This is a genomic window from Alishewanella tabrizica, assembly GCF_014652375.1.
In the GTDB taxonomy this organism is placed as follows: Bacteria; Pseudomonadota; Gammaproteobacteria; order Enterobacterales; family Alteromonadaceae; genus Alishewanella; species Alishewanella tabrizica.
In genome coordinates this window covers 154318-178261 of record NZ_BMYR01000003.1, presented here as the reverse complement: position 1 = coordinate 178261, position 23944 = coordinate 154318, and the positions used below count along the sequence as shown (strand labels likewise).

Sequence of the window (23944 nt, the reverse complement as noted above, 5' to 3'; positions counted from 1 at the left end):
TTGTTGCAAATAAAGTTGACGACCGCCAATGTAATCGATTACATTTTTATGATGATGAGTTTCAGCCTTGCGTAAACGCGCGGCGAGGAGAACCTAGAATGCGTTTTGAAAAACATCGCCCTATTCGGGCGGGAATGATTGGCGGCGGCGAAGGCGCCTTTATCGGCGCAGTGCATCGGCGTGCCATGGCGATTGATGGTCAATATCAATTAGTGTGTGGCGCCTTTAGCCGCAACAGCGACAATAACTTACTCACTGCGGCACAACTTGGTATTGACGAACATCGGGCTTATTCCAGTTGGCAACAACTGCTTGCTGCGGAAGCGTTGCTGCCTGAACAAGAACGTATGCAAGTGCTGATTATTGTTACGCCTAATCAGCTCCATGTACCGATAAGCCGAGCGGCATTACAGGCTGGATTTCATGTGTTTTGTGAAAAACCGGCTGGGGTTTCGCTCGCTGAAACGCAAGAGCTGGCGCAAGAATTAGCGCAATCGCATTTGCTCTATGGCTTAGCGCATACCTATCTTGGTTATCCCATGGTCTGGCAGGCAAAACAGTTAATTGCAGACGGTGCAATTGGCACGCTGCGCAAAATAATTGTCGAATATCCGCAAGGATGGTTAACCCAAAATCTAGAAGCCAGCGCGAATAAACAAGCAAGCTGGCGCACTGATCCTGCACAAGCAGGTGCCAGTGGCTGTATGGCCGATATCGGAACCCATGCGTTTGGCTTAGCTGAGTTTATCAGTCAACAACAAATCACTCACCTGTGTGCTGACTTAACCAGCCACATTACTGGACGGCAGTTAGATGATGATGGTGCAGCACTCTTCCGCACCGAACAGGGCGTGTCTGGCGTGCTATTAGCTAGCCAAGTGTGTGCCGGCGAGGAAAACGCCTTAAGCATTCGGTTATATGGTGATAAAGGCGGCATGGAATGGCAACAAATGGAACCTAACAGCTTGATCGTTCGGGGAATAAATAGCCCATTACAGATTTTACGAGCCGGCAAAGGTCAACCAGGGTTATGCCAAGCCGCATTAGATCGTTGTCGTTTACCCGGCGGCCACCCCGAAGGCTACCTTGAAGCCATGGCTAACTTATACCATGATTTTGCTAAGGCCATTCGTGCCGGCGCGCATGGCACCGCCGCAGGTGTGCCCGGTATTGATGCGGGATTACGCGGTATGGCGTTTATCGACACTATTACTCAAAGCAGTAATAGCGAACAAAAATGGCATACGTTACCGAAACAATTACACACGGCGTTTACAGGAGTCATTTGATGACACAATCCAGCCAAATATACGGCCCAGCGATTTTTCTGGCACAGTTTTTAGCGCAATTCCCGCAAACAGAGAGCAAAGTAAAACTGCAAGCCATGGCACGTTGGGCAGCGTCGCTAGGCTATAAAGGGATTCAACTGCCAACAGATCCGTCAGTATTCGATTTAGCACTTGCGGCAGATAGCCAAGCGTATTGTGATGACATCATCGCGCTGTGCCAGGCAGAAGGCGTCGTGATAACAGAGCTCTCCACGCATTTACAAGGGCAATTAGTTGCGGTTCATCCAGCTTACGATGAATTATTTGATGGTTTTGCACCCGAAGCCCTGCGTGGTAAACCCGCTGAACGCACCGCATGGGCAGTGCAACAACTAAAATATGCGGCTAAAGCCAGTCAGCGTATGGGGTTAAAAGCGCATGCTACGTTTTCAGGGGCGTTGTTATGGCATTTAGTATACCCCTGGCCACAACGTCCGGCAGGCTTAGTTGAGCAAGGATTTGCCGAACTAGCTGCACGTTGGCTACCTATTTTAGATGCTTTTGCTGAAGCTGGCGTGGCCGTATGTTATGAAATTCACCCTGGCGAAGATTTACATGATGGCGCGAGCTTTGAACGCTTTTTAACTGCAGTAAATCAGCATCCCGCTGCCAATATCTTGTTTGATCCCAGTCACTTTGTCTTACAACAACTGGATTACCTGGATTTTATTGACCGATACCATACGCGCATTAAAGCCTTCCACGTTAAAGACGCTGAATTTCGTCCAAATGGCCGCACCGGTGTCTATGGCGGCTATCAAAATTGGCAAGATCGTGCAGGCCGTTTTCGCTCACTGGGCGATGGTCAGGTCGACTTTAAACAAATCTTTAGCAAACTCACTCAATATGGTTTTGATGGCTGGGCCGTGTTGGAATGGGAATGCTGCTTAAAAGATGCCGAGCAAGGTGCTCGTGAGGGAGCGCCTTTTATTGCCGCACATTTAATAGAAAAAGCTGGCCGCGCCTTCGATGACTTTGCGGGTGCCAGTACAGATACACAACGAAATAGACGTATTCTTGGCCTAACGGGTTGAGATGGCCTTCGGTGCGGCGACGATATCGACGCACCCTATGTTTAACATAAGTAAAAAACAAAAATTAATAACAACAAAAAAAACGCAATGCATTCATCGTTGGGTAAACAACCCTAGCAACGAAATCAGCACGTGTTTAGGCAAAACGGGGACAGGTAAATGAATACAATAAAAATGCGGTTAAGCTGCATGATGTTCTTACAGTTTTTTATCTGGGGTGGTTGGTTTGTCACACTAGGTACTTTTTTAGGTCAAAACTTACAAGCCAATGGTGGTCAGATTGGCATGGCGTTTTCAACCCAATCTTGGGGCGCCATTATTGCACCGTTTTTTATCGGTTTAATCGCCGATCGCTATTTTAACGCTGAACGCTTACTGGGTATTTTACACCTATGTGGCGCCATTCTGATGTTTTTGATGTATCAAGCAACCGACTTTAGTACCTTTTATCCACTGGTATTAGGTTACATGTTAGCGTACATGCCTACGCTGGCTCTGGTAAACGCTGTATCATTTCGTCAGCTATCTTCGCCAGCTGCAGAATTCGGACAAATTCGGGTGTGGGGTACCTTGGGTTGGATTATTGCTGGTTTGGTCATCAGTTATATCTTTAGCTGGGATGCGCAAGCCGCCATTGCAACAGGCGCCTTGAAAAATACGTTTTTAATGTGTGCAATGGTGTCACTGCTGCTAGGTGTATACAGTTTTACTTTGCCAGCAACGCCACCTGCTGGCAAACAAGCAGGGCAACGCCTCGCAGATATTTTAGGCTTAGATGCCTTAAAACTCTTGAAAGATCGTAACTTCGCCATCTTTTTCATCAGTTCAATACTTATTTGTATTCCATTGGCCTTCTACTACCAAAATGCTAACCCGTTCTTAACCAATATTGGTGTAGAGAATGCCACCGGCAAAATGACGCTAGGTCAGGTTTCCGAAGTGTTATTTATGCTGCTATTACCCCTGTTTTTAAATCGTTTTGGCATAAAGTTAACACTGTTACTGGGGATGGCTGCTTGGGTACTGCGTTATGTCCTGTTTGCTTATGGCGATGCGGACAATGGCATTTGGTTACTGATTTTAGGCATTGCGCTGCACGGCATTTGCTACGACTTCTTCTTTGTAAGCGGCCAGATTTACACCAACAGTAAAGCCGGTGCGGCGATTCAAAACGCTGCGCAAGGGCTTATTACACTTGCAACCTATGGCATTGGTATGCTGATTGGTTTTAGTGTTGCAGGAATGATTACTGAAAACTACACCACCGCCGCCGGTATTGCGTGGCAACCCATTTGGCTATTCCCGGCAGGGTTTGCCGCCGTGGTGTTAGTGCTGTTTGCGCTTACGTTTAAAACCGAAAAACAACGCTAGGACGGCATGATGACAACACATAATTTTGGCAGAAGAACCCTATTAAAACAGGTTGCAGCCATGACAGCACTTGCCCCACTTAGCGCATTGGCGCAAAACGTACCCGGTGAGCAGGTGATAAACACTTCCCTACAAAACGCGGTAAAGACACCGTTGAAGGGACACATTAATCACTCAGTCAGTCGATGGACGTTTGGCGATCTTAGCTTAGAAGAGCTTTGTTTGCTGGTGAAATCACTTGGTTTTAGCGCCATTGATCTGGTGGGCCCTGCGGATTGGCCAATACTAAAACAACATGGCATCGATTCTTCAATGTGCAATGGTGCCGAACTAAATTTAGAGGATGGCTGGTCAGATAGCCGCTTTCATGCACAGCTAATACCACGTTATTTAGAGCATATTGAACTAGTCGCAAAGGCAGGCTATAAAAACCTGATTTGCTTTACCGGTAATGCCCGCGGCATGAGCCGAGAGCAAGCGCTCGATAATGCCGTTGCTGGCCTCTCTCAAATCTTACCTAGCGCCGAAAAACATGGCGTGATCATTCAGTTAGAGTTATTTAACAGCAAAGTCGATCATCCAGATTATTTAGCCGATAACACGCCTTGGAGCATTGAGCTGTGCAAGCGACTCAATTCACCCAACTTTAAATTGCTCTACGACATTTATCATATGCAAATTATGGAAGGCGATATTATTCGCACCATTCAGCAGCATCACCAATACTTTGGCCATTACCACACTGCTGGAGTCCCTGGTCGACATGAAATAGATGATAGCCAAGAGCTTAATTATGCGGCTATAGCCAGAGCCATTAAAGCCACCGGATTTACGGGCTATGTAGCACAAGAGTTTATGCCAACACCAGACACTAAAACCGGTCGCGCGCAATCGTTGGCGCAGGCCATTCAAATCTGTGATGTATAACGCCGATTAACACTGTAATCACACAATCGGCTAAATCATATGCTCATTGTGTCGTTGCACTAAATAATAACAAACGAGTTCTACCATACGAACACGAGACACACACTACATGGTTCGTAGGACAGAAATCGACAGCAACAGGTAGAAGATTATGATAACAGCACAAAATCATTATGACGCCATTGTCGTCGGCTCCGGTATTAGTGGTGGCTGGGCGGCCAAAGAGCTCACTGAACAAGGGCTAAAAGTTTTATTATTAGAACGTGGCCGCAATATTGAGCATATCAAAGGCTATACGAATGCCATGAAAGAAACATGGGATTTACCGCATCGAAATTTACCCACACAAAAAATGAAAGAAGATTTTCCTGTATTAAGTCGGGATTATCCGTTGAATGAAATCACGCAAGGTATGTGGGCTAATGAGCAAGAATCGCCTTATGTAGAAAAAAAACGCTTTGACTGGTATCGCGGTTATCACATGGGTGGGCGTTCTTTACTGTGGGGCCGCCAAAGCTATCGCCTGAATGAATTAGACTTTGAAGCGAACTTACGTGAAGGCGTGGCTGTTGATTGGCCTATTCGCTACAGCGATTTAGCACCTTGGTATGATTATGTTGAACGTTTCGCGGGTATTTCAGGTAATCGTGATGGGCTAGATGTATTACCCGATGGTCAATTTTTACCTGCAATGGATTTAAACATCGTCGAAAAATCCGCCGCTGCGCAAATCCAAAAAGCGTTTGGCGGTAAACGTCATATGATTTGCGGTCGCACGGCCCACTTAACAGAAGCCCGTCCAGAGCAAAATCGCGTCAATTGCCAATACCGTGATAAATGCTGGTTGGGTTGTCCTTTTGGGGCGTATTTTAGCACCCAGTCGGCCACGCTGCCCGCTGCAATGAAAACGGGAAATTTGACCGTGCGTCCGTTTTCAATTGTTACCCAATTACTATACGACAAAGATAAAAAACGCGCGCGTGGCGTAGAAGTATTGGACAGTGAAACCAATCAAACTTATGAGTTTACCAGCAAAATTGTGTTCTTAAATGCCTCGGCGTTTAACAGCACATGGATCCTTATGAATTCGGCTAAAGATGTGTGGGAAGGCGGCTTAGGCAGTAGTAGTGGCGAACTTGGTCATAATGTTATGGATCACCATTTGAAAATTGGTGCCGGCGGCGTGATGGAGGGCTTTGAAGATAAATATACGTTTGGCCGTCGTCCCAGTGGTTTTTACATTCCGCGCTATCGCAATTGGCAAGATGATAAGCGCGACTATTTACGTGGCTTTGGTTATCAAGGCCGTGCCAGCCGCGATAGCTGGCAGCGTGGTGTGGCTGAGCTTGGTGTAGGCGCCGATTTAAAGGCCGCGCTCATTGAACCCGGCGCGTGGAGTATTGGCATGATGGGCTTTGGTGAGTTTCTACCCTATCACGAAAATCGCATCTTCCTAGATCCTACGGTAAAAGATAAATGGGGCTTACCGGTGTTAGCCATGGACGTGGAGATGAAGCAAAACGAATTATTGATGCGTCGGGATATGAAACAAGATGCGGTAGAAATTTTAGAGGCCGCCGGGGTGAAGAATGTGCAGGCCTATGAATCACCCTATGGTCCGGGTATGGGGATTCATGAAATGGGTACCGCGAGAATGGGACGCGATCCTAAAACCTCCGTCTTAAATGCACATAACCAAGTGTGGGATGCCTTAAATGTGTTTGTCACCGACGGTGCTTGTATGACGTCAGGTTCTTGTGTTAATCCCTCGCTAACCTATATGGCATTAACCGCTAGAGCCGCAAAGTTCGCGGTAGATGCGCTAAAAAAAGGAGAGCTGTAATGGATCGTCGTGATTTATTAAAGATGATTGCTGCCGCAACTGGCATGGCCATGGTCGCGGGTGATCTGTTAGCACAAGGCTTAACGGCAGCCGATAAGGTCCCGGTGACGCATATCTTTAGCGCAAATGATATTGCCTTATTAGACGAGATTGCTGAAACGATTTTACCGCAAACGGACACCCCCGGTGCCAAAGCAAGCGGTGCTGGTGCACAAATGGCAGCTATTATCAGTAACTGTTTTGATCAAAGCCAGCGCACCTTGGTAACAGAAGGCCTGTTGGCATTACAAGCCCTCGCTCTACATCGGTTTCAGCACTCTTTTCAGGCTGCCACCCCTGCACAAAAGCTCGCCTTACTGACTGAATTAGATAACGAAGCCAAGGCTCAAATTGCCAAGGCCAATGCGCAGCAGCAAACTCCCCAAGCGCATTACTTTACAGTGTTAAAGCAACAAAGCATTTTTGCGTTTTTTACCTCTAAAGTGGGGGCCACAGAGGTGCTTCGACACGTCGCGATCCCTGGCCGTTGGGATGGTAATTATCCTTACAAAAAAGGCGAACGGGCCTGGTCTCTATAAAGGAATAACTATGAAATTAATCACATTTTTAGGTAACACCTCTTCTGCTTTAGCACTGCTAACTCTAGCAAGTTTAGCAGGCATAGCACAGGCGCAAACGGCAGCTGAACTTGCAGCAATGACCGACGCAGAACGGATTAAACTCTCCGAGAAAACCGAAGTATGGGAGCCGGTGCCAGCTATCATAACCGCAGCGCCGCAAGCCGCTCCTTCAGATGCGTTAGTGCTATTAGATGCCAATTTAAGCCAATGGCAAAGCCTTAAAGGTGGCAAGGCGCCTTGGTCGATGCAAGATGGCGTGCTGACCGTTACGCCGGGCAGTGGCGACATTACGACATCAGCATCGTTTTGCGATATTCAACTGCACATGGAGTGGCGCGTGCCGGCTGAGTTTGGTGAGAAAAAAGGCCAATTACGTAATAACAGCGGTATTTTCTTACAGCAGCGTTATGAAATTCAAATTCTGGATTCATATAATAACCCAACCTACCCTAATGGCCAGGCAGCATCTGTTTACAAACAAACGATTCCGCTAGTAAATGCCAGTCGCGCCCCGGGAGAATGGCAAACGTACGATATTATTTATCGTGCGCCACGTTTTTCGGGCGAGCAACTGAGCAGTCCGGGGTATATCACCGTGCTGCATAATGGTGTGTTGGTGCAGAATCATATAGAAATTCAGGGAACTACAGAATGGATTGGCGCCCCAAAATATCAAGCGCATGGCTGTGCACCTCTGCAATTGCAAGATCATGGAGATGCCGTGTCATTTCGTAATATCTGGGTTCGCCGCCTGTAACACACTACTTTTTGGCCAATCCAACAATTATTAGACAAACTAATATATTAATAAAACATGGCAATTCTACTATGGGTAACTACAATTAAATTGTACCGTTACCTATAGGAGTTTTGCCATGCGCAGTCTTCCTCTGTTCCTAACGCTAACCTTCTGCTCCAGCCTATTCATTCTGCTTTCCAGTTGTAAACCTGTAACTGAACAACCTATATCGCCCAATGCAACAACTAGCACTTTGCCTACAACACCAACTGAACCCTGTACTCTTAAGGTAGGGTTTGATGCTTGGGAACCCTATCATTATCTTGCGCCAGGACAGCAAGCCACAGGCTTAGATATTGATATTTTACAAGCACTGGCGACTGAATTAGGCTGCGAGCTTACCTTACAACAAGATACATGGTCTGTGCTTCTTTCAAAGCTACAACAGGGTGAAATTGATTTACTACCGGGCGCATCACGTAGCCAAGAAAGAGAAAACTACTCCTGGTTTTCAGATCCTTACCGTCAAGAGCAGTTTGTGCTCTACACTAGAGGCGATGCCACCCTAGATTTTACAGATTTAGCCAGTTTGCTTGCAGCAGGTCATAAAGTCGGTTTAGTGAACGATTATTACTATGGTGCAGACATTGATGCTTTATATGACAGTAACCCGCAGGGTTTTGTAAATGCCCAAATTGCCGAACTGAATTTAGCCCGATTGCTTGATGAAGAAATTAGCGCAGTGCTTGAAGATAACTATGTTGCAACCGCTATTCTACGTAGAAAAGGCCTCGATCGGACAATCAAAGCCCTTCCGATAACATTAGCTCCCTCGGATGTTCATCTCATGCTAAGTAAAGCCAGTGTGAATGAAGCGAAATTAGCCGAGGTAAATAGCGCCATAGAACGCTTGAAACAAAATGGCACCTTACAAAAGCTATTACAGCCTTATCAACAATAAACACACATTGACACATTTTACGCTGCCAGTTTGCGCCCTAAACTGAGCAGCGTTCATTTGTTATTTTATTCATAACTAAAAGCTCGCCGCCCCACCAGCCAACCGACTAGGTCACATTGTCTACAACATAAACGCGTCACTGTTTAATAATCAGTTCAATAACACGATTATTGACATATTAAACACGTAAACGCTTAAAACTGACTGCTGATTACCAAATACCAAATACCAAATACCAAATACCAAATATGGAATAACGGCAGCAGAGTATTGCAGTCAATAACACAGACAGCGTAATGTTATCAGCCTAACTAAGAGTCACTAGTAAAGTGCCAATTTACTTTACTATTACCTGTTCTATTTGAGAATGAACACAAACAAAGGACTTAAGATGCAGCAAACCAGCAGGTTATATCGCGCGTTCACCTTACTCGCCGCACTACAATTTCTTGCACTAACGCCAGCTTGGGCAAATGCTATGCAAGACGATAAACTAAACACTGCTCCCGTATTAACGGAGGTATGGCAAACATCGGGCTTACGTGTTCCAGAGTCGGTTTTAGTCCATCAACAACAAAACGATCGTTATTTATTTGTCTCCGAAATTGAAGGACAGGCAAACAGTGCAGACGGACAAGGCGGTATTGCCATTCTTAATCTGGATGGCAGTATTCGGCAGCAAAATTGGCTACGCGGCTTAAATGCGCCAAAAGGCATGGCCGTTTTTGAGGGTAAACTTTATGTGGCGGATATTACAGAGCTGGTGATCATTGATATTGCACGCGCAGAAGTTATCAGCAAAATTCCTGCACCGGACGCCGTATTTTTAAATGATGTCACCATTGATCAACAAGGGGTTGTTACGATTTCAGACACACGTAAAAATCGTCTTTATCGCTATCAAAACCATACACTGTCTATTTGGCTTGAAGATATTGATGCTGCTAATGGTGTAAAGGCTATTGCAGACACGCTGTATGTTGCCGCGAACGATCGCTTACTAAAAATAGATCACCAGAAAAACATCACCCTTGTTGCTCAAGGCTTTGCTGAGCGTGCAGATGGTTTAGTGCAGGTAGCAGAAGGACACTTTATTGTGAGTTGCTGGGCTGGCCTCATATATTACGTTAATGATAAGGGACATATCGTTGAGCTTTTAGATAGCCGCGAAACAAAACTTAACACAGCCGATCTGGGGTGGGATGCAGAATCTAACACCTTGTATGTTCCTACTTTTTTAGGTAACTCTGTACGCGCTTTCCAGTTAACACGGCCTTAATCATACGCACATTTTGCAGTAGCCCAGTTCCTCAGTGGCTGCTGCCTAATGCTTTCATTTGACATTACAGGATAAACTGCGTTAAACCTTGAATAACTAAGGGATACTGGCATAATCTTAGTATTATCTGATCTGAACAGTTGCCAGGATAGAATGCCCTTATGGCGGTTAACAGCAAATCTACTCTTCTTAAAATATTGATTCAGCAAAGTTTTATCGATGGGGATAAAGCGTTGCGTTTGATAAATGAAAAAGGTCGACAATATCGTACCTTGCCTGAGCTGTTAATCACTGAAAAACTGATTTCACCACAACAATTAGCAGAAACTGCGGCGACGATAAATCAGCATCTCACCTTAGATCTAGAATATTTTAATCCTGCATCTATTCCTGACGAGTTACGCAACGAGAAACTGACACGCAAAAGCGATATGCTGCCGCTCAGTAAACGTGGCCGCACCATGCATCTTGCTGTCGTTGATCCCACCAATATTGCGGCTATCGAAGATTTTGAATTTAACGCCGGATTAAATGCCGAGATTGTCGTTGTACAGTACGATAAGCTACATAAATTGTTCGATAAATTGTTTGAAAATGCGTACGACAGTTTAGGCAATGGCGACAGTGAATGGGATCTTTCCGCCATGGGCGTGGTGGAGGAAGAGGCTGAAGAATCGGTTGGTATGCAACCCGATAAAGAAGATCAGCCCATTATTACCTTTATCAATAAAATTCTACTGGACGCCATTCGCAAGGGCGCATCAGATTTACACTTTGAACCCTACGAAAAGCAATATCGGATCCGCTTTCGAATCGATGGCATTTTACATGAAGTGGCCAGCCCGCCAGTGGCTTTATCTACCCGTTTATCTGCTCGATTAAAGGTCATGTCACGGTTAGATATCGCTGAAAAACGTGTGCCACAAGATGGCCGAATCAAACTAAAATTGTCTGCAAAAAAATCCATCGATTTCCGAGTCAGTACCTTACCCACCCTTTGGGGTGAGAAAATCGTTATGCGGATCCTCGATTCAGACAGTGCCATGTTGGGTATTGATGTACTGGGCTATGAACCAGAACAAAAACAGCGTTATATGGATGCCCTATCCCAACCACAAGGTATGATTTTAGTCACCGGCCCCACCGGTAGCGGTAAAACAGTCTCCTTGTACACAGGTTTAGCCATTTTAAATACCGAAGAAACCAATATCTCAACTGCAGAAGATCCGGTAGAAATCAATTTACCGGGTGTTAATCAGGTGCAAGTAAATCCAAGAGCAGGTTTAACGTTTGCTTCTGCATTAAAAGCATTTTTACGCCAAGATCCTGATGTGGTAATGGTGGGCGAAATTCGCGATTTAGAAACCGCTGAAATTGCCATTAAAGCCGCGCAAACAGGCCACTTAGTGCTCTCTACGTTACACACTAACTCTGCCCCAGAAACGCTAACGCGTCTATTAAATATGGGGGTTCCAGCTTATAACGTCGCCAGCTCAGTCTCATTGATCATTGCACAGCGGCTGGCTCGTCGCTTGTGCCCAAAATGCAAAAAACAAGAAGATATTCCCCAAGCTGAACTGCTACGACAAGGTTTTCGCGAAGACCAGCTTGATAACATCACTATTTTTAAGCCCATAGGGTGTGATTACTGTACCAATGGCTATAAAGGACGCGTGGGTATCTATGAAGTTATGCCTATTAGTCCTAAAATGGCTGATATTATTATGGAAAATGGTAATTCACTGGATATTGCCACCCAGGCGCAACGTGAAGGTATTCATAATTTGCGGCAGTCTGGTTTGATTAAAGCCGCTGCAGGTCTCACCAGCCTCGCAGAAGTTAACCGGGTAACCAAAGGATAATTAGGCATGGCGCAGGCCCAAAAATTTAAAATAAAAGAGCTGCATGTTTTTACCTACAAAGGCATCAACCGTAAAGGCGATCGCAAAACAGGTGAAATTAAAGCCACCAGCATTGCTGAAGCCAAAGCATTATTACGTCAGCAAGGGGTAACACCCTCTGGCGTAAAGAAAAAACCGCGCTCCTTATTTGGTGAAGGTAAGCGCATTACGGCCGCAGATATTGCTATTGTCACACGGCAAATTGCTACCATGTTAAGTGCCGGCGTACCTTTGGTACAATCCATTGATCTTATTGCAAATGGCTCGGATAACAAAAGTTTACGCGAGTTGATGCAAAAAATTTCAGTAAAAATTCAAGCCGGTTTACCGTTATCTGAAACCCTGCGCGAACATCCAAAATATTTTGATGATTTATACTGCGATTTGGTGAAATCAGGTGAACAATCCGGTGCATTAGATCGCATTTTTGATCGTATCGCTATCTATAAAGAAAAAGCAGAAGCACTCAAATCTAAAATCAAAAAAGCCATGTTTTATCCGGCCGCAGTATTAGTTATTGCGGCTATTGTTACCTCAATATTGCTTATTTTTGTTGTACCGCAATTTGCGGAAATATTTGGCAGTTTCGGCGCAGAACTCCCCGCCTTTACGTTGTTTGTTTTGGGCATTTCAGAATTAATGCAAAAATATTGGTGGGTTGTCTTAGGGTTGGTTATTTTAGCTGGCTATTTGATGGCAAAAGCCTATCGCAATAATCTTAAATTTCGCACTGCAGCCGATGCAATGTTATTAAAAGCGCCCGTTATTGGCAATATCTTAAATAAAGCGGCAGTGGCCCGTTACGCTAGAACATTGTCGACGACCTTCGCTGCGGGTGTGCCACTGATTGAAGCCTTAGAATCTTCAGCCGGTGCGGCCGGTAACGAGATATACAAAAATGCCATTTTAGAGGTACGCGATGAAGTATCTTCTGGTAATCAAATGCATTTCTCTATGAAACAAACCGAGCGTTTCCCAGAAATGGTCATTCAAATGGTTGCTATCGGTGAAGAATCGGGTTCGCTTGATGGTATGTTGGCGAAAGTCGCCAACATCTATGAACAAGAAGTAGACGATGCGGTAGATGGCTTAACCGCATTATTAGAGCCGCTGATTATGGCGGTATTAGGGGTAGTGATTGGCGGGTTAATTATCGCCATGTACTTACCTATCTTCCAATTAGGAAATATTGTCGGATGATGGAACTGGTTAGCCTGTGGCAACAGATGCCGTGGTTATTTGTCGGCTGTGTCGCCGCATTAAGCTTGGTGATAGGGAGCTTTTTAAACGTATTAATTTATCGTTTACCTATTATGATGGAACGTGAATGGCAAAGTGAGTTTCAAGCGTACTTTCAAGCTAATCAATCTCAGGTGACACCAGAACGTTTTAACCTAGCCGTGCCACGTTCAGCCTGCCCTAAATGCCAGCATCCTATCGCCGCTTACGATAATATCCCCGTACTCAGTTGGTTGGCATTGCGTGGCCGCTGTCGCCATTGCCAAACGGCTATAAGCGTGCGCTATCCGGCAATAGAGCTGTTAACCGCTGTTCTTAGTGCCAGTATCGCTTGGCAACAGGGTCCTACGTTAACCGCAGCCCTATTAATCCTTTTAACCTGGGGGCTTATTGCATTAAGTTTTATCGATATTGATAAAATGCTTTTACCTGATCAATTAACCTTTCCCCTGCTTTGGTTAGTGTTACTGTTTAGTTTATCGGCAGGCGCGCTTGTCACGCCTGCACAAGCTATCATTGGCGCTGCAGCAGGCTATTTAAGTTTATGGAGCGTTTACTGGGCTTTTAAACTCTTAACCGGCAAAGAAGGCATGGGCTATGGCGATTTTAAATTATTAGCGATATTTGGTGCGCTCTTAGGATGGCAACAATTACCCCTGATCATTTTACTGTCATCCTTAGTTGGTGCTGTTATTGGTATGAGCATGCTGGCAATTCAGGGCAAAGATAAAGCAACCCCTATTCCATTTGGTCCCTATATTGCTGCTGCTGGCTGGATTGCCATGCTATGGGGTGAGCATCTTACTGGCGCTTATCTGCGCTACCTCGGATTATGAGCAAGATGCACGATAGCGCGCCCCCTTTAACCAAAACATCATTACTGATTGGTTTAACAGGGGGGATCGGCAGTGGTAAAAGCACCGTTGCCGAAGGCTTTAAAACACTCGGGGCAAATTATATTGATGCTGATATTGTCGCACGCGAGGTGGTTGCGTTAGGCACGCCGTGCTTAGCCAGCATCGCTGCGCAATTTGGTCCCACGATCCTACAACAGGATGGGACTTTAAACCGCGCCGCACTGCGCCAGATTATTTTTCAAGATAATACAGCTAAAGAATGGCTTGAAGCGCTATTACATCCTGCGATACGCCAAGCCTTGCTACAACAATTGGCTGCCAGCCAAACCCCTTATACCTTACTGGTTGCACCTTTACTGTTTGAAAACGGTTTAGATAAACTCGTACAGCGCACTGTGGTGGTCGATGTCGCTGAGGAAACGCAGCTCGCACGCGCCACGAAACGTGACAGTAGTAGCCAATCACAGATCAAAGCCATCATGGATGCACAAATGACACGTTTTCAACGGCGACAACGTGCAGATGAAATTATTGATAATAATGGCGATGCCACGCAACTTTTTGCGCAAATTAAGGTTTTACATGATAAATTTCTTGAACTTGCAGCCAAACTAGCGCACTAATGAGCGTAATGACTGCTGAAATAATCTATGAACATCCACTAAACGAAAAAATTCGCACCTATTTGCGGATCGAACATTTATTATCTCAACTTAGCGCTTTCTCACCCGCTGCAGAGCAACCACAACAACTCAGTTTTTTTACCAGCTTATTTGCTTTACTAGATGCTTTGGAACGCAATGATATTCGCCCAGATCTGCTGAAGGATGTTGAGCGCTGCGAAACTCAATTAGTGCAATGGTCCAGTCATCCCTCTGTATCAGACAAAAAGTTACAACGGCTATTACAGCAAGCATTGCGCTTACAAACTGAATTGATGCGCAGTGGTAAACTCATTGGACAATTAAAAGAAGATAAGTTTCTTGCCCCCTTACGCCAACGCTTTGCGTTACCGGGCGGTTGTTGCTTCTTTGATATGCCACAATTACAGTATTGGTTAAATCTCCCTGAGCTGGAACAACAACAGCAAAAAAGCGCCTGGTTAGCACAAGTACAACTTGCACAACAGGCAGTAGATTTTGTACTGGGTTTTATTCGTGAGCGTGGGCAATTTAACGACGTTCATACCGATAGCGGCTTTTACCAACAAAATGCAGAGCAATTCGAATTGCTACGGATCAAATACGGGCTTAATTGCTGTTCATTTCCAACCGTAAGCGGTAATCGTTATCGCTATGCCATTCGCTTTATGCAATTGTCTGAAGATGCCGGTCGCAGTGCCTGCGCCGATGCGGTCAGCTTTCAGTTAGCATGCTGCTAACTGCGTCATACCACTAACAGATCCATACCACCTTCCCTCTCTCATCTTTACAGCGGATCTGCTACAATAACCCTTTCTCAGTTCCTTAACTTACTGTCGAGCTCAGTAAGGTTTAGCCATAAAAGCAACAAATTGGAGTAGTCTGTGTCAGTATCCGTAAAATGTCCTATCTGTGAAAAAGCAGTGCTTTGGGTAGCAGAATCGACATTCAGACCCTTTTGCAGTGAGCGCTGTAAAATGATTGATTTAGGCGATTGGGCGGCTGAAAATCATCGTATTCCAGATAAACTGCCAATAGATCAGCAGTTATCTGAAGAGTATTTAGCCGAATTAGAACAAGATATGTTGCAACAAGATAATACGTTTTTTAAGCCGTAAACTGTTGTTGTAAACGCGCAACGATGGGCTGATTCGCATCTGGAAAAGTTAACGTATGCAATTGGCTGATTTCAGCCCATTGCAACGGTTGCCCTTCAACCCCAGTAGGTACGCCTTCAAACGCCGTTACTAGCCAAATATCCAGTAACACATCCCGCTCTGGATACGCATGCTGTATTTGCATAAAAGGTTGACACGCTGTCAGGGTAATCGCCAGTTCTTCTTGAAGTTCACGTTTTAATGCCACGTCGACGGTTTCGCCTAACTCGACTTTACCGCCAGGAAACTCCCACTTATCACCTTGGTGCTGACTGGCATGACGCAGCGCCAACAGCACTTGCTGCTGGCGTTTAATAATACCAACTGCAACATGCAGTTGTGGTTTAGACGTGTGATTAGGTGAGTTGACCATGACAATGCTTATATTTTTTACCTGAACCACATGGACAAGGATCATTACGCCCAACTTTAGCACCATCACGTAACACGGGCCCCGTGTTTTGTACGCCAGGTGGTAGCTCTCCCACAACTTGCTCAGCCTCAGCATGCTGATAGCTGTGTGGTACATTATCAGCCTTACGACGTTGCTCTTCAACCGCTTCAACATCTTCAGCTGCACGCACCTGTACGCGGCTTAGCACGCCAATAACATCTAGTTTTAGCGCTTCTAACATGGTTGAGAATAACTCAAAGGCTTCGCGCTTATATTCTTGTTTCGGGTTTTTCTGCGCATAACCACGCAAGTTAATCCCTTGACGCAAATGATCCATGGCCGCGAGATGTTCTTTCCAGTGTGTATCTAAGCTTTGCAACATGATGGCTTTTTCAAACTGCCGTAGCACTTGCGCACCGACCATTTGCTCTTTTAAGGCATAGGATGCAGCAACATCTTGCTGGATACGCTCACGCAACTTCTCTTCAAATAGTTTACTGTCTTCTTTTAACCACTGACCAATCGGCAACTCAACGCCGAAATCAGCTTGTAAACGCTGCTCTAAGCCAGGAATATCCCACATTTCATCCAATGATTGCGGCGGAATATAATCATTGATCACGTTTTCAACGACATCACTACGTATCGCATGAATAGTCTCGCTAATATCGGTTGCATCAAGCAGATCGTTGCGCTGTTCATAAACGACTTTACGCTGATCATTGGCAACATCATCAAACTCAAGTAATTGCTTACGAATGTCAAAGTTACGAGCTTCAACTTTACGCTGAGCATTTTCAATCGCACGGCTTACCCAAGGATGCTCAATCGCCTCACCTGGCGCCATGCCTAAACGACGCATCATACCCGCCATACGATCAGACGCGAATATGCGCATTAATGCATCATCTAGTGATAAATAGAAACGTGAAATCCCCGGATCACCTTGACGACCAGCCCGACCACGCAACTGATTATCGATGCGCCGCGATTCATGCCGCTCCGTACCAATAATATGTAAGCCGCCTGCGGCTATCACCGCATCATGGCGTTGTTGCCAATCCGCTTTCGCGGCAGCAATCGCTTCGCTACCAGCTTCAGCACCTAACGCTTTTAGCTCTGTCTGTAAACTGCCACCCAGTACAATATCGGTACCACGGCCTGCCATATTGGTCGCTATAGTTACTGCACCTGGACGTCCTGCATCGGCAATGATCTGTGCTTCGTTAGCATGAAACTTTGCGTTTAATACTTGATGCTTAATTTTCGCTTTGTTCAGTAAACCCGATAAATATTCAGAGCTTTCAATAGAGGCGGTACCCACTAATACCGGACGTCCCGCATCGCGCGCCTTTTGTACATCTTCAATAATCGCTTTATATTTATCTTCTGCCGTTAAATAAACCAGATCAGCCAAATCTTGGCGGACCATCGGTTTATTGGTCGGCACAACGATAGTTTCTAGGCCATAAATTTGTTGGAATTCAAACGCCTCAGTATCTGCTGTACCGGTCATACCTGCCAGTTTGTCGTATAAACGGAAGTAGTTTTGAAAGGTAATAGACGCTAAGGTTTGGTTTTCATTTTGGATCCGCACGCCTTCTTTGGCTTCAACGGCTTGGTGCAAGCCCTCAGACCAACGACGTCCTTCCATGGTGCGGCCAGTATGTTCGTCAACAATAACAATTTCACCCTCTTTCACCACATAATCAACGTCGCGTTTAAACAATTGATGTGCGCGAAGGGCCGCATAAACGTGATGCAGCAATGTGATATTGGCTGCAGAGAATAAGGTGTCGTGCTCGCCAATCATACCGCGTTCACGCAGCATGTCTTCGACTTTAATCTGGCCTTGCTCAGTCAGATAAACTTGGCGGGCTTTTTCATCTACCGTAAAGTGGCCTGTACCATGGTTATTTTCTTCATCTTCTTTCTCTTGCTTTTCCAACTCAGGCACTAACAAATTAATCTTTTTATATAACTCAGAGCTGTCTTCGGCAGGACCAGAAATGATCAGCGGTGTCCGTGCTTCGTCGATGAGGATAGAGTCAACTTCGTCAATAATGGCAAAGGCGAGATCACGTTGTACCCGATCTTGCGGAGAAAACGCCATATTATCGCGCAAGTAATCAAAACCGAACTCATTATTAGTGCCATAGGTAATGTCGGCAGCATAAGCTTTCTGTTTTTCTGGATGAGCCATCCCAGGAATGTTCACACCCACCGTCAAGCCTAAAAAGCTGAATAAGGGTTCATTCGTTTGCGCATCACGCTTGGCTAAGTAATCATTTACCGTAATAACATGTACTGATTTACCACTTAAAGCATTTAAGTAGGCAGGCAAGGTTGCGGTGAGGGTTTTACCTTCACCAGTACGCATTTCAGAAATTTTACCCTGATGCAGTACCATACCGCCGAGTAACTGCACATCGAAGTGACGCATAGAAAAAACGCGTTTACTGGCTTCACGAACAGTGGCAAAGGCTTCGGGAAGAATGGCGTCTAGGCTAGCGCCTTCGGAGACACGTTGTTTAAATTCGCTGGTTTTATTTTTAAGTTGTTCGTCACTCAGCTTTTGATATTCAGCTTCTAGTGCATTAATTTGCTGCACGTGTTTTTTGAGCTTCTTTAAAAAACGGTCATTACGGCTACCAACTAATTTGGCAAAAAGTTTTCCAAACATTATCCAGATACCATTTAAGTTAAAACTGCTATGCAGCCCTGGCCATGCCAGTATTATAATAATTGTTAAAGTTAACAGGATATGGTGGTTAATTACCCTGCTTTCAAGAGGCGAACGCTACTGTGCTCGCTGAAAAACTGATACACTTTATTTGCCATTATTTCGCTAGTACAGGTTAACTGCTGATGAAACGTTACAGCCATAAACCAGAGGATTTAGCCAAATTATTTGGTCAAAGCCCACTTGCAGGTGTGCAGCAGCAACATCAGCAAGTTGCTCAGCTCAATGCCGAACTCTGTCACATTTTGCAATTATCGAAACTCAGTTTTTGCCAAGTTGCCACTATTAAACAAGGCCGCGCTATCATACTTTGCAGCTCAGCAGCGTGGGCAACTCGGCTTAAAATGCAACGCGATGCCATTCTAGACAATTTTCGCAGAAAAATCTTGCCTGATTTAGCCGGGATCGATATCGAAGTATCGCCAAATGGACAAAGCGCGCATTATAGCGTGCAAGAAACGCCGACTAAGCCTTACGTAGCCGTGATGAGCGATGAGAGCAGAGAAAAACTACAACACGCCGCCTTACAAACTCATGGTCCGGTGCAACAAGCTTTACAGCGGTTGTTAAAATAACCTAGTCCATGGGGCAGACTCTGCGTTATTCGTCGCTTGCCATAATAAAAAAAGCCGCAAAGCGGCTTTTTTACAATATCAAATCGTTACGCTAATTGTGGTGCTAAAAACGAAATAGGCATTTCTGCTTTATCATCAAAGGTAACGAATTCCCAGTTTTCCTGGTTCGCTAACACCGCACCTAACAATTGATTGTTTAAGGCATGTCCTGTTTTAAACGAACTAAATTCGCCTAAAATGCTGTAACCGGCCATATATAAATCACCAATTGCATCAAGAATTTTATGTTTAATAAATTCGTCTTCGTAACGTAAACCATCTTGGTTTAATACGCGGAATTCATCTAACACGACCGCATTATCCATGCTGCCACCCAGTGCTAGATTATTTGCCCGTAAAAATTCAACTTCGTGCAGGAAGCCAAACGTACGGGCACGGCTAATCTCTTTAATAAAAGAGGCAGCAGAAAATTCCATCACCATATGCTGTGTGGTTTCAGAAATCACGGGATGATTAAAGCTAATAGCAAAGTCTAGTTTAAACCCATTATAGGGTTTAAATTCTGCCCATTTATCACCGTCTTCGACCCGAACGGCACGCTTAATACGAATAAATTTTTTCGCTAAACGCTGTTCTGCAATTCCTGCTTCAAGCAGCAAATAAACAAAAGGATTAGCGCTACCATCCATGATCGGAATTTCTGGTGCATCAACATCAATCACTAAGTTATCAATGCCTAAGCCTGCAATGGCCGCCATTAAATGTTCAGTAGTTGATAATCGCACACCCTGCTCATTAATTAAACAGGTACACATCACGGTATCACCCACTAAAGAAGGAGTGATTTTAAAGTCTACCACCGGGGTTAAGTCTACACGACGGAATACGATACCCGTATTGTCAGGTGCAGGCCGGAGAGTAAGCGTTACCTTTTCACCTTTGTGTAACCCAACACCTACGGTAGTAACAGTGTGGTTGATGGTACGTTGTTTAATCATAAGTTTTTCCTGCTCAATTAGTAAGCAACGATAAACGGGCGCGAAGAATAGCATAAGCTGGCTACGATGCCAACTCACAGCATGCCAAAAACTGACTTAACAGCGGATGAATAACGTCAGCTGTTGTCGGTTATCTTAGCGGCCAAATTAATACATATTAATCTGCCTGTTTCCGCAAAAACGCCGGAATATCGAAAATATCAATTCCACCTTTCGCTTCAGCCTGTGGTTTACTCAATGGCAACTCTTCACGCTGCAACGCACTGGCCGGAACCGCTTGGCGCACCGCATTACCCTGTTGCACATAGCTTGTGGTAACAGGCTCTACGCGATGCGTTGGCACAAGACTGATGTCTGGCCGACGATCTGCACCAATGCCGGTAGCAACCACAGTGACACGTAATTCATCATGCATTTCTGGATCAATTACCGCCCCAACAACCACGGTTGCATTTTCAGACGCAAAAGCCTTAACTGCGTTACCCACAATTTCAAACTCTTCAATACTGATGTCTAAGCCTGCGGTGATATTAACTAATATCCCTTTAGCACCAGACAAATCAATATCTTCTAACAAGGGGCTAGAAATCGCTTGTTCAGCTGCTTCTTCTGCCCGATCTGGACCACTGGCACGGCCAGTACCCATCATCGCAGTGCCCATTTCAGACATTACGGTGCGAACGTCAGCAAAGTCCACATTAATTAAGCCAGGACGTGTAATTAATTCTGCGATACCCTGCACGGCACCCAGTAATACGTTGTTAGCGGCTTTAAACGCATCCAGCAAACTGGTGCCTTTACCTAATACTTTTAATAACTTATCGTTAGGAATAGTAATTAACGAATCAACATGCTTGCTTAATTCTAGAATACCTTCGTCAGCATAAGCGGTACGCTTTTTACCTTCGAACGGGAACGGCTTAGTCACTACCGCAACCGTTAAAATACCTAACTCTCTCGCAACTTCCGCGACGATAGGCGCTGCACCCGTACCGGTACCCCCCCCCATACCCGCCGCGATAAAAATCATATCTGCGCCTTGTAAGGTTTTTTTGATGGTTTCACGATCTTCTTCAGCAGAACGACGACCAATTTCTGGATTTGCGCCCGCACCTAAACCTTTTGTAACGCTAGCACCTAATTGCAAGGTCACATTAGCAGAAGAATTCCGCAAGGCTTGCGCATCGGTATTAGCAGCAACAAATTCAACACCTTCGATATTGCTGGCAACCATATATTCCACAGCATTACCGCCGCCGCCGCCAACTCCAATCACTTTAATAACAGCTTCTTCGCTGTGGTTTTCCATTAACTCAAACATAGCACTCTCTCCGTTTTTTACGCTTACTTAAAACTCACCCTTAAACCAGCTAGTAATTTTTTTAATAAAACTACTGACTGGATCCCGGCTCTGACTAGCCGCCTTGTTTTGGCTGCGCACATCTTTGCCATAAAGCAACAAACCAATGACACTGGCATAAGCCGGATCATTTACGTATTCTCTTAAACCGGTAATATGCATGGGATAACCTAGGCGCACCGGCATTTGAAAGATATCTTCAGCAAATTCGATTGCCCCTTCCATCTTGGCTGTACCGCCCGTTAACACCAACCCAGCGGCAATTTGTTCTTCTAAACCACTGGAACGAATTTCTTCTTGCACCAGCTCAAATAATTCTTGATAGCGCGGCTCCACCACTTCAGCCAAGGTATGCCGCGACATTGAGCGCGCAGGCCGCCCCCCTACACTGGGAACCTCAATGCTTTCTTCTTTACCAACCATACTGCGTAACGCGCAAGCATATTGCACTTTGATTTCTTCTGCATGGCTAAGCGGCGTCCGAAAAATCTTGGCGATATCGCTAGTCACTTGGTTACCAGCTACCGGAATAACCGCGGTATGACGTAAAGCACCATTAGTGAAAATGGAAATATCGATGGTGCCGCCGCCAATATCCACTACACAAACACCTAATTCTTTTTCGTCGTCGGTTAACACCGCATAACTGGATGCCAAGGAAGAAAAAATTAATTGATCTACCTGTAAACCACAACGCTCAACGCACTTTTCAATATTTTTGGCCATATCATTAGCACAGGTAATAATATGCGCTCTGGCTTCCATACGAACACCAGACATCCCCACCGGGCTTTTTATGCCTTCTTGCATATCAACAGAAAACTCTTGCGGTAACACATGCAACATGCGGCGCTCTGCCGAAATAGGCACCGATTTAGCCGCATGAATCACATTTGCCACATCCTCGTTGGTGACTTCCGTATCATTAATAGGCACCATACCGCTTTCGTTTTGACAACGAATATGTTTGCCTGTGATCCCTAAATACACCGAGGAAACTTGGCAATCGGCCATCAGTTCAGCTTCATTTATTGCACGCTGCACCGTTTGCACGACCAGATTAAGATCGTTCACACCGCCTTTATCCATGCCACGTGAAGCATGACTACCCACACCCACTATACTGAGTTGGTTATCCGCAGTGATCTCTCCTACCACGGCTTTTATCTGAGCAGTCCCGATATCCAGGCCAACAATCAAATCTCGTTCTAACGACTTAGTCATGTTTTTCTCTTTGTGTCTGTTGCTGCATATCGCACGGCAATACCCGTGTCATAACGTAAATCTACTTCAGCCATCCCGGCTGCATTATGTTGTTGCATGGTCGGATACACATCAACAAAACGTTGTAATCGTTTTAAGGTATCCTCACGACCTATTTGTAACAGCAAACCATCTGCTAATTCTAAACGCCATGCGAAACGTTCAGTTAACCACACTTTGCGTACGGTAAAATCATGTAATTGCAACAGCTGCTGCATATTACTAAACATCTTCAGCGCATCCTGCTCGGCACCTTGTGGCCCATAAAGTAAGGGTAAGGTATCAGCAACCTGCGCAATGGGTGCGGTAAACACTTCCCCTTTTTTATTCAGCAAATGCTCGGCATTCCAAATTGCCACCGGCTGTTGCTCTGTCACAACCACAACTAAAGTTCCGGGCCATTGTTTGCGCACAGCGACCTGATAAACCCAATGTTGCTGATGCAAAAATTGCTGCACATCATCCACATTAACCGTAAAAAAATTCCCAACATATTCCTGCTGTAAACGATGCTGTAATGCGGGTGCATCTAAATGCTGGAAATTACCATATAACTTCACTTGAGAAATGGGTGCGTTTTGCTGATCCTGCACCCAATTCACTAATGTCCAACTTAAATACCCCAAAAACACCAACGAAAAGCCGAAAAACACCAGCCCACTGATAAAAGCAGCGCGACTTTGCGTTGGCTGAACAGCAGGCTCGGCAGTCATT

22 protein-coding genes are annotated in these 23944 nt (G+C 45.2%); 16 read left to right on the top strand and 6 right to left on the bottom strand.

The features are described from left to right. Positions 1–98 precede the first annotated feature (98 nt). The 15 genes from IE070_RS04845 to yacG all read left to right on the top strand — a co-directional run bounded on the left by IE070_RS04845 (position 99) and on the right by yacG (position 15858). Positions 99–1289 (top strand): Gfo/Idh/MocA family protein, encoded by a 1191-nt coding sequence (locus IE070_RS04845; RefSeq protein WP_189481040.1) that lies wholly within the window; start codon positions 99–101, stop codon positions 1287–1289. Then, on the top strand, positions 1289–2362 hold the full coding sequence (locus IE070_RS04840) for a sugar phosphate isomerase/epimerase family protein (RefSeq protein WP_189481038.1): 1074 nt from the start codon (positions 1289–1291) through the stop codon (positions 2360–2362). The genes IE070_RS04845 and IE070_RS04840 overlap by 1 nt, the downstream gene beginning before the upstream one ends. A 159-nt stretch (positions 2363–2521) precedes the next feature. Next, positions 2522–3733 carry a nucleoside permease gene (locus IE070_RS04835; protein WP_189481036.1) on the top strand — a complete coding sequence of 404 codons (1212 nt, stop codon included), beginning with the start codon at positions 2522–2524 and terminating at the stop codon, positions 3731–3733. A 6-nt stretch (positions 3734–3739) separates the two neighbouring features. Next, positions 3740–4660, top strand: coding sequence for a hydroxypyruvate isomerase family protein (locus IE070_RS04830; protein ID WP_229796929.1), 921 nt, complete (start codon positions 3740–3742; stop codon positions 4658–4660). A gap of 151 nt (positions 4661–4811) precedes the next feature. Next, positions 4812–6503, top strand: a complete 1692-nt coding sequence (locus IE070_RS04825; RefSeq protein ID WP_189481035.1) for a GMC oxidoreductase — start codon at positions 4812–4814, stop codon at positions 6501–6503. Then, positions 6503–7081 carry a gluconate 2-dehydrogenase subunit 3 family protein gene (locus tag IE070_RS04820; RefSeq protein ID WP_189481033.1) on the top strand — a complete coding sequence of 193 codons (579 nt, stop codon included), beginning with the start codon at positions 6503–6505 and terminating at the stop codon, positions 7079–7081. The genes IE070_RS04825 and IE070_RS04820 overlap by 1 nt, the downstream gene beginning before the upstream one ends. A gap of 10 nt (positions 7082–7091) precedes the next feature. Continuing rightward, on the top strand, positions 7092–7880 hold the full coding sequence (locus IE070_RS04815) for a 3-keto-disaccharide hydrolase (protein WP_189481031.1): 789 nt from the start codon (positions 7092–7094) through the stop codon (positions 7878–7880). Between the two features lie 118 nt (positions 7881–7998). Continuing rightward, positions 7999–8823 carry a substrate-binding periplasmic protein gene (locus IE070_RS04810; RefSeq protein ID WP_189481029.1) on the top strand — a complete coding sequence of 275 codons (825 nt, stop codon included), beginning with the start codon at positions 7999–8001 and terminating at the stop codon, positions 8821–8823. A gap of 391 nt (positions 8824–9214) precedes the next feature. Beyond that, on the top strand, positions 9215–10102 hold the full coding sequence (locus IE070_RS04805; protein WP_189481027.1) for an SMP-30/gluconolactonase/LRE family protein: 888 nt from the start codon (positions 9215–9217) through the stop codon (positions 10100–10102). A gap of 161 nt (positions 10103–10263) precedes the next feature. Further along, positions 10264–11964, top strand: coding sequence for a type IV-A pilus assembly ATPase PilB (pilB, locus tag IE070_RS04800; protein ID WP_189481025.1), 1701 nt, complete (start codon positions 10264–10266; stop codon positions 11962–11964). Positions 11965–11970: 6 nt separating this feature from the next. After that, entirely contained in the window at positions 11971–13203 is a 1233-nt protein-coding gene (locus tag IE070_RS04795) for a type II secretion system F family protein (protein ID WP_189481024.1), read from the top strand. Further along, positions 13200–14078 carry a prepilin peptidase gene (locus IE070_RS04790; RefSeq protein WP_189481022.1) on the top strand — a complete coding sequence of 293 codons (879 nt, stop codon included), beginning with the start codon at positions 13200–13202 and terminating at the stop codon, positions 14076–14078. Before IE070_RS04795 ends, IE070_RS04790 begins: the two co-directional genes overlap by 4 nt. A gap of 5 nt (positions 14079–14083) precedes the next feature. Next, entirely contained in the window at positions 14084–14722 is a 639-nt protein-coding gene (gene coaE, locus IE070_RS04785) for a dephospho-CoA kinase (protein WP_189481020.1), read from the top strand. Between the two features lie 8 nt (positions 14723–14730). Continuing rightward, positions 14731–15480 carry a cell division protein ZapD gene (gene zapD, locus IE070_RS04780; protein ID WP_189481018.1) on the top strand — a complete coding sequence of 250 codons (750 nt, stop codon included), beginning with the start codon at positions 14731–14733 and terminating at the stop codon, positions 15478–15480. A gap of 144 nt (positions 15481–15624) precedes the next feature. After that, entirely contained in the window at positions 15625–15858 is a 234-nt protein-coding gene (gene yacG, locus IE070_RS04775; protein ID WP_189481016.1) for a DNA gyrase inhibitor YacG, read from the top strand. On the opposite strand, the gene mutT is transcribed toward yacG, so the two are convergent. Continuing rightward, positions 15848–16270, bottom strand: coding sequence for an 8-oxo-dGTP diphosphatase MutT (gene mutT, locus IE070_RS04770; RefSeq protein ID WP_189481014.1), 423 nt, complete (start codon positions 16268–16270; stop codon positions 15848–15850). The genes yacG and mutT overlap by 11 nt on opposite strands. Continuing rightward, positions 16254–18974 (bottom strand): preprotein translocase subunit SecA, encoded by a 2721-nt coding sequence (secA, locus tag IE070_RS04765; RefSeq protein WP_189481012.1) that lies wholly within the window; start codon positions 18972–18974, stop codon positions 16254–16256. The genes mutT and secA overlap by 17 nt, the downstream gene beginning before the upstream one ends. Positions 18975–19159: 185 nt before the next feature. Between secA and IE070_RS04760 the strand changes: the two genes are divergently transcribed. Then, entirely contained in the window at positions 19160–19609 is a 450-nt protein-coding gene (locus tag IE070_RS04760; protein WP_189481010.1) for a DciA family protein, read from the top strand. Positions 19610–19695: 86 nt separating this feature from the next. Here the strand turns inward: IE070_RS04760 and lpxC are convergent, their stop codons facing one another. From lpxC to IE070_RS04740, 4 genes are all read right to left on the bottom strand, one after another. After that, positions 19696–20607, bottom strand: a complete 912-nt coding sequence (gene lpxC / locus IE070_RS04755) for a UDP-3-O-acyl-N-acetylglucosamine deacetylase (protein ID WP_189481008.1) — start codon at positions 20605–20607, stop codon at positions 19696–19698. A gap of 157 nt (positions 20608–20764) precedes the next feature. After that, positions 20765–21928, bottom strand: a complete 1164-nt coding sequence (gene ftsZ / locus IE070_RS04750) for a cell division protein FtsZ (RefSeq protein ID WP_189481006.1) — start codon at positions 21926–21928, stop codon at positions 20765–20767. A 27-nt stretch (positions 21929–21955) separates the two neighbouring features. Continuing rightward, complete coding sequence (gene ftsA / locus IE070_RS04745; protein WP_189481005.1) at positions 21956–23191, bottom strand: cell division protein FtsA; 1236 nt, start codon at positions 23189–23191, stop codon at positions 21956–21958. Continuing rightward, positions 23188–23943, bottom strand: a complete 756-nt coding sequence (locus IE070_RS04740; RefSeq protein ID WP_189481003.1) for a cell division protein FtsQ/DivIB — start codon at positions 23941–23943, stop codon at positions 23188–23190. The genes ftsA and IE070_RS04740 overlap by 4 nt, the downstream gene beginning before the upstream one ends. Position 23944 lies beyond the last annotated feature (1 nt).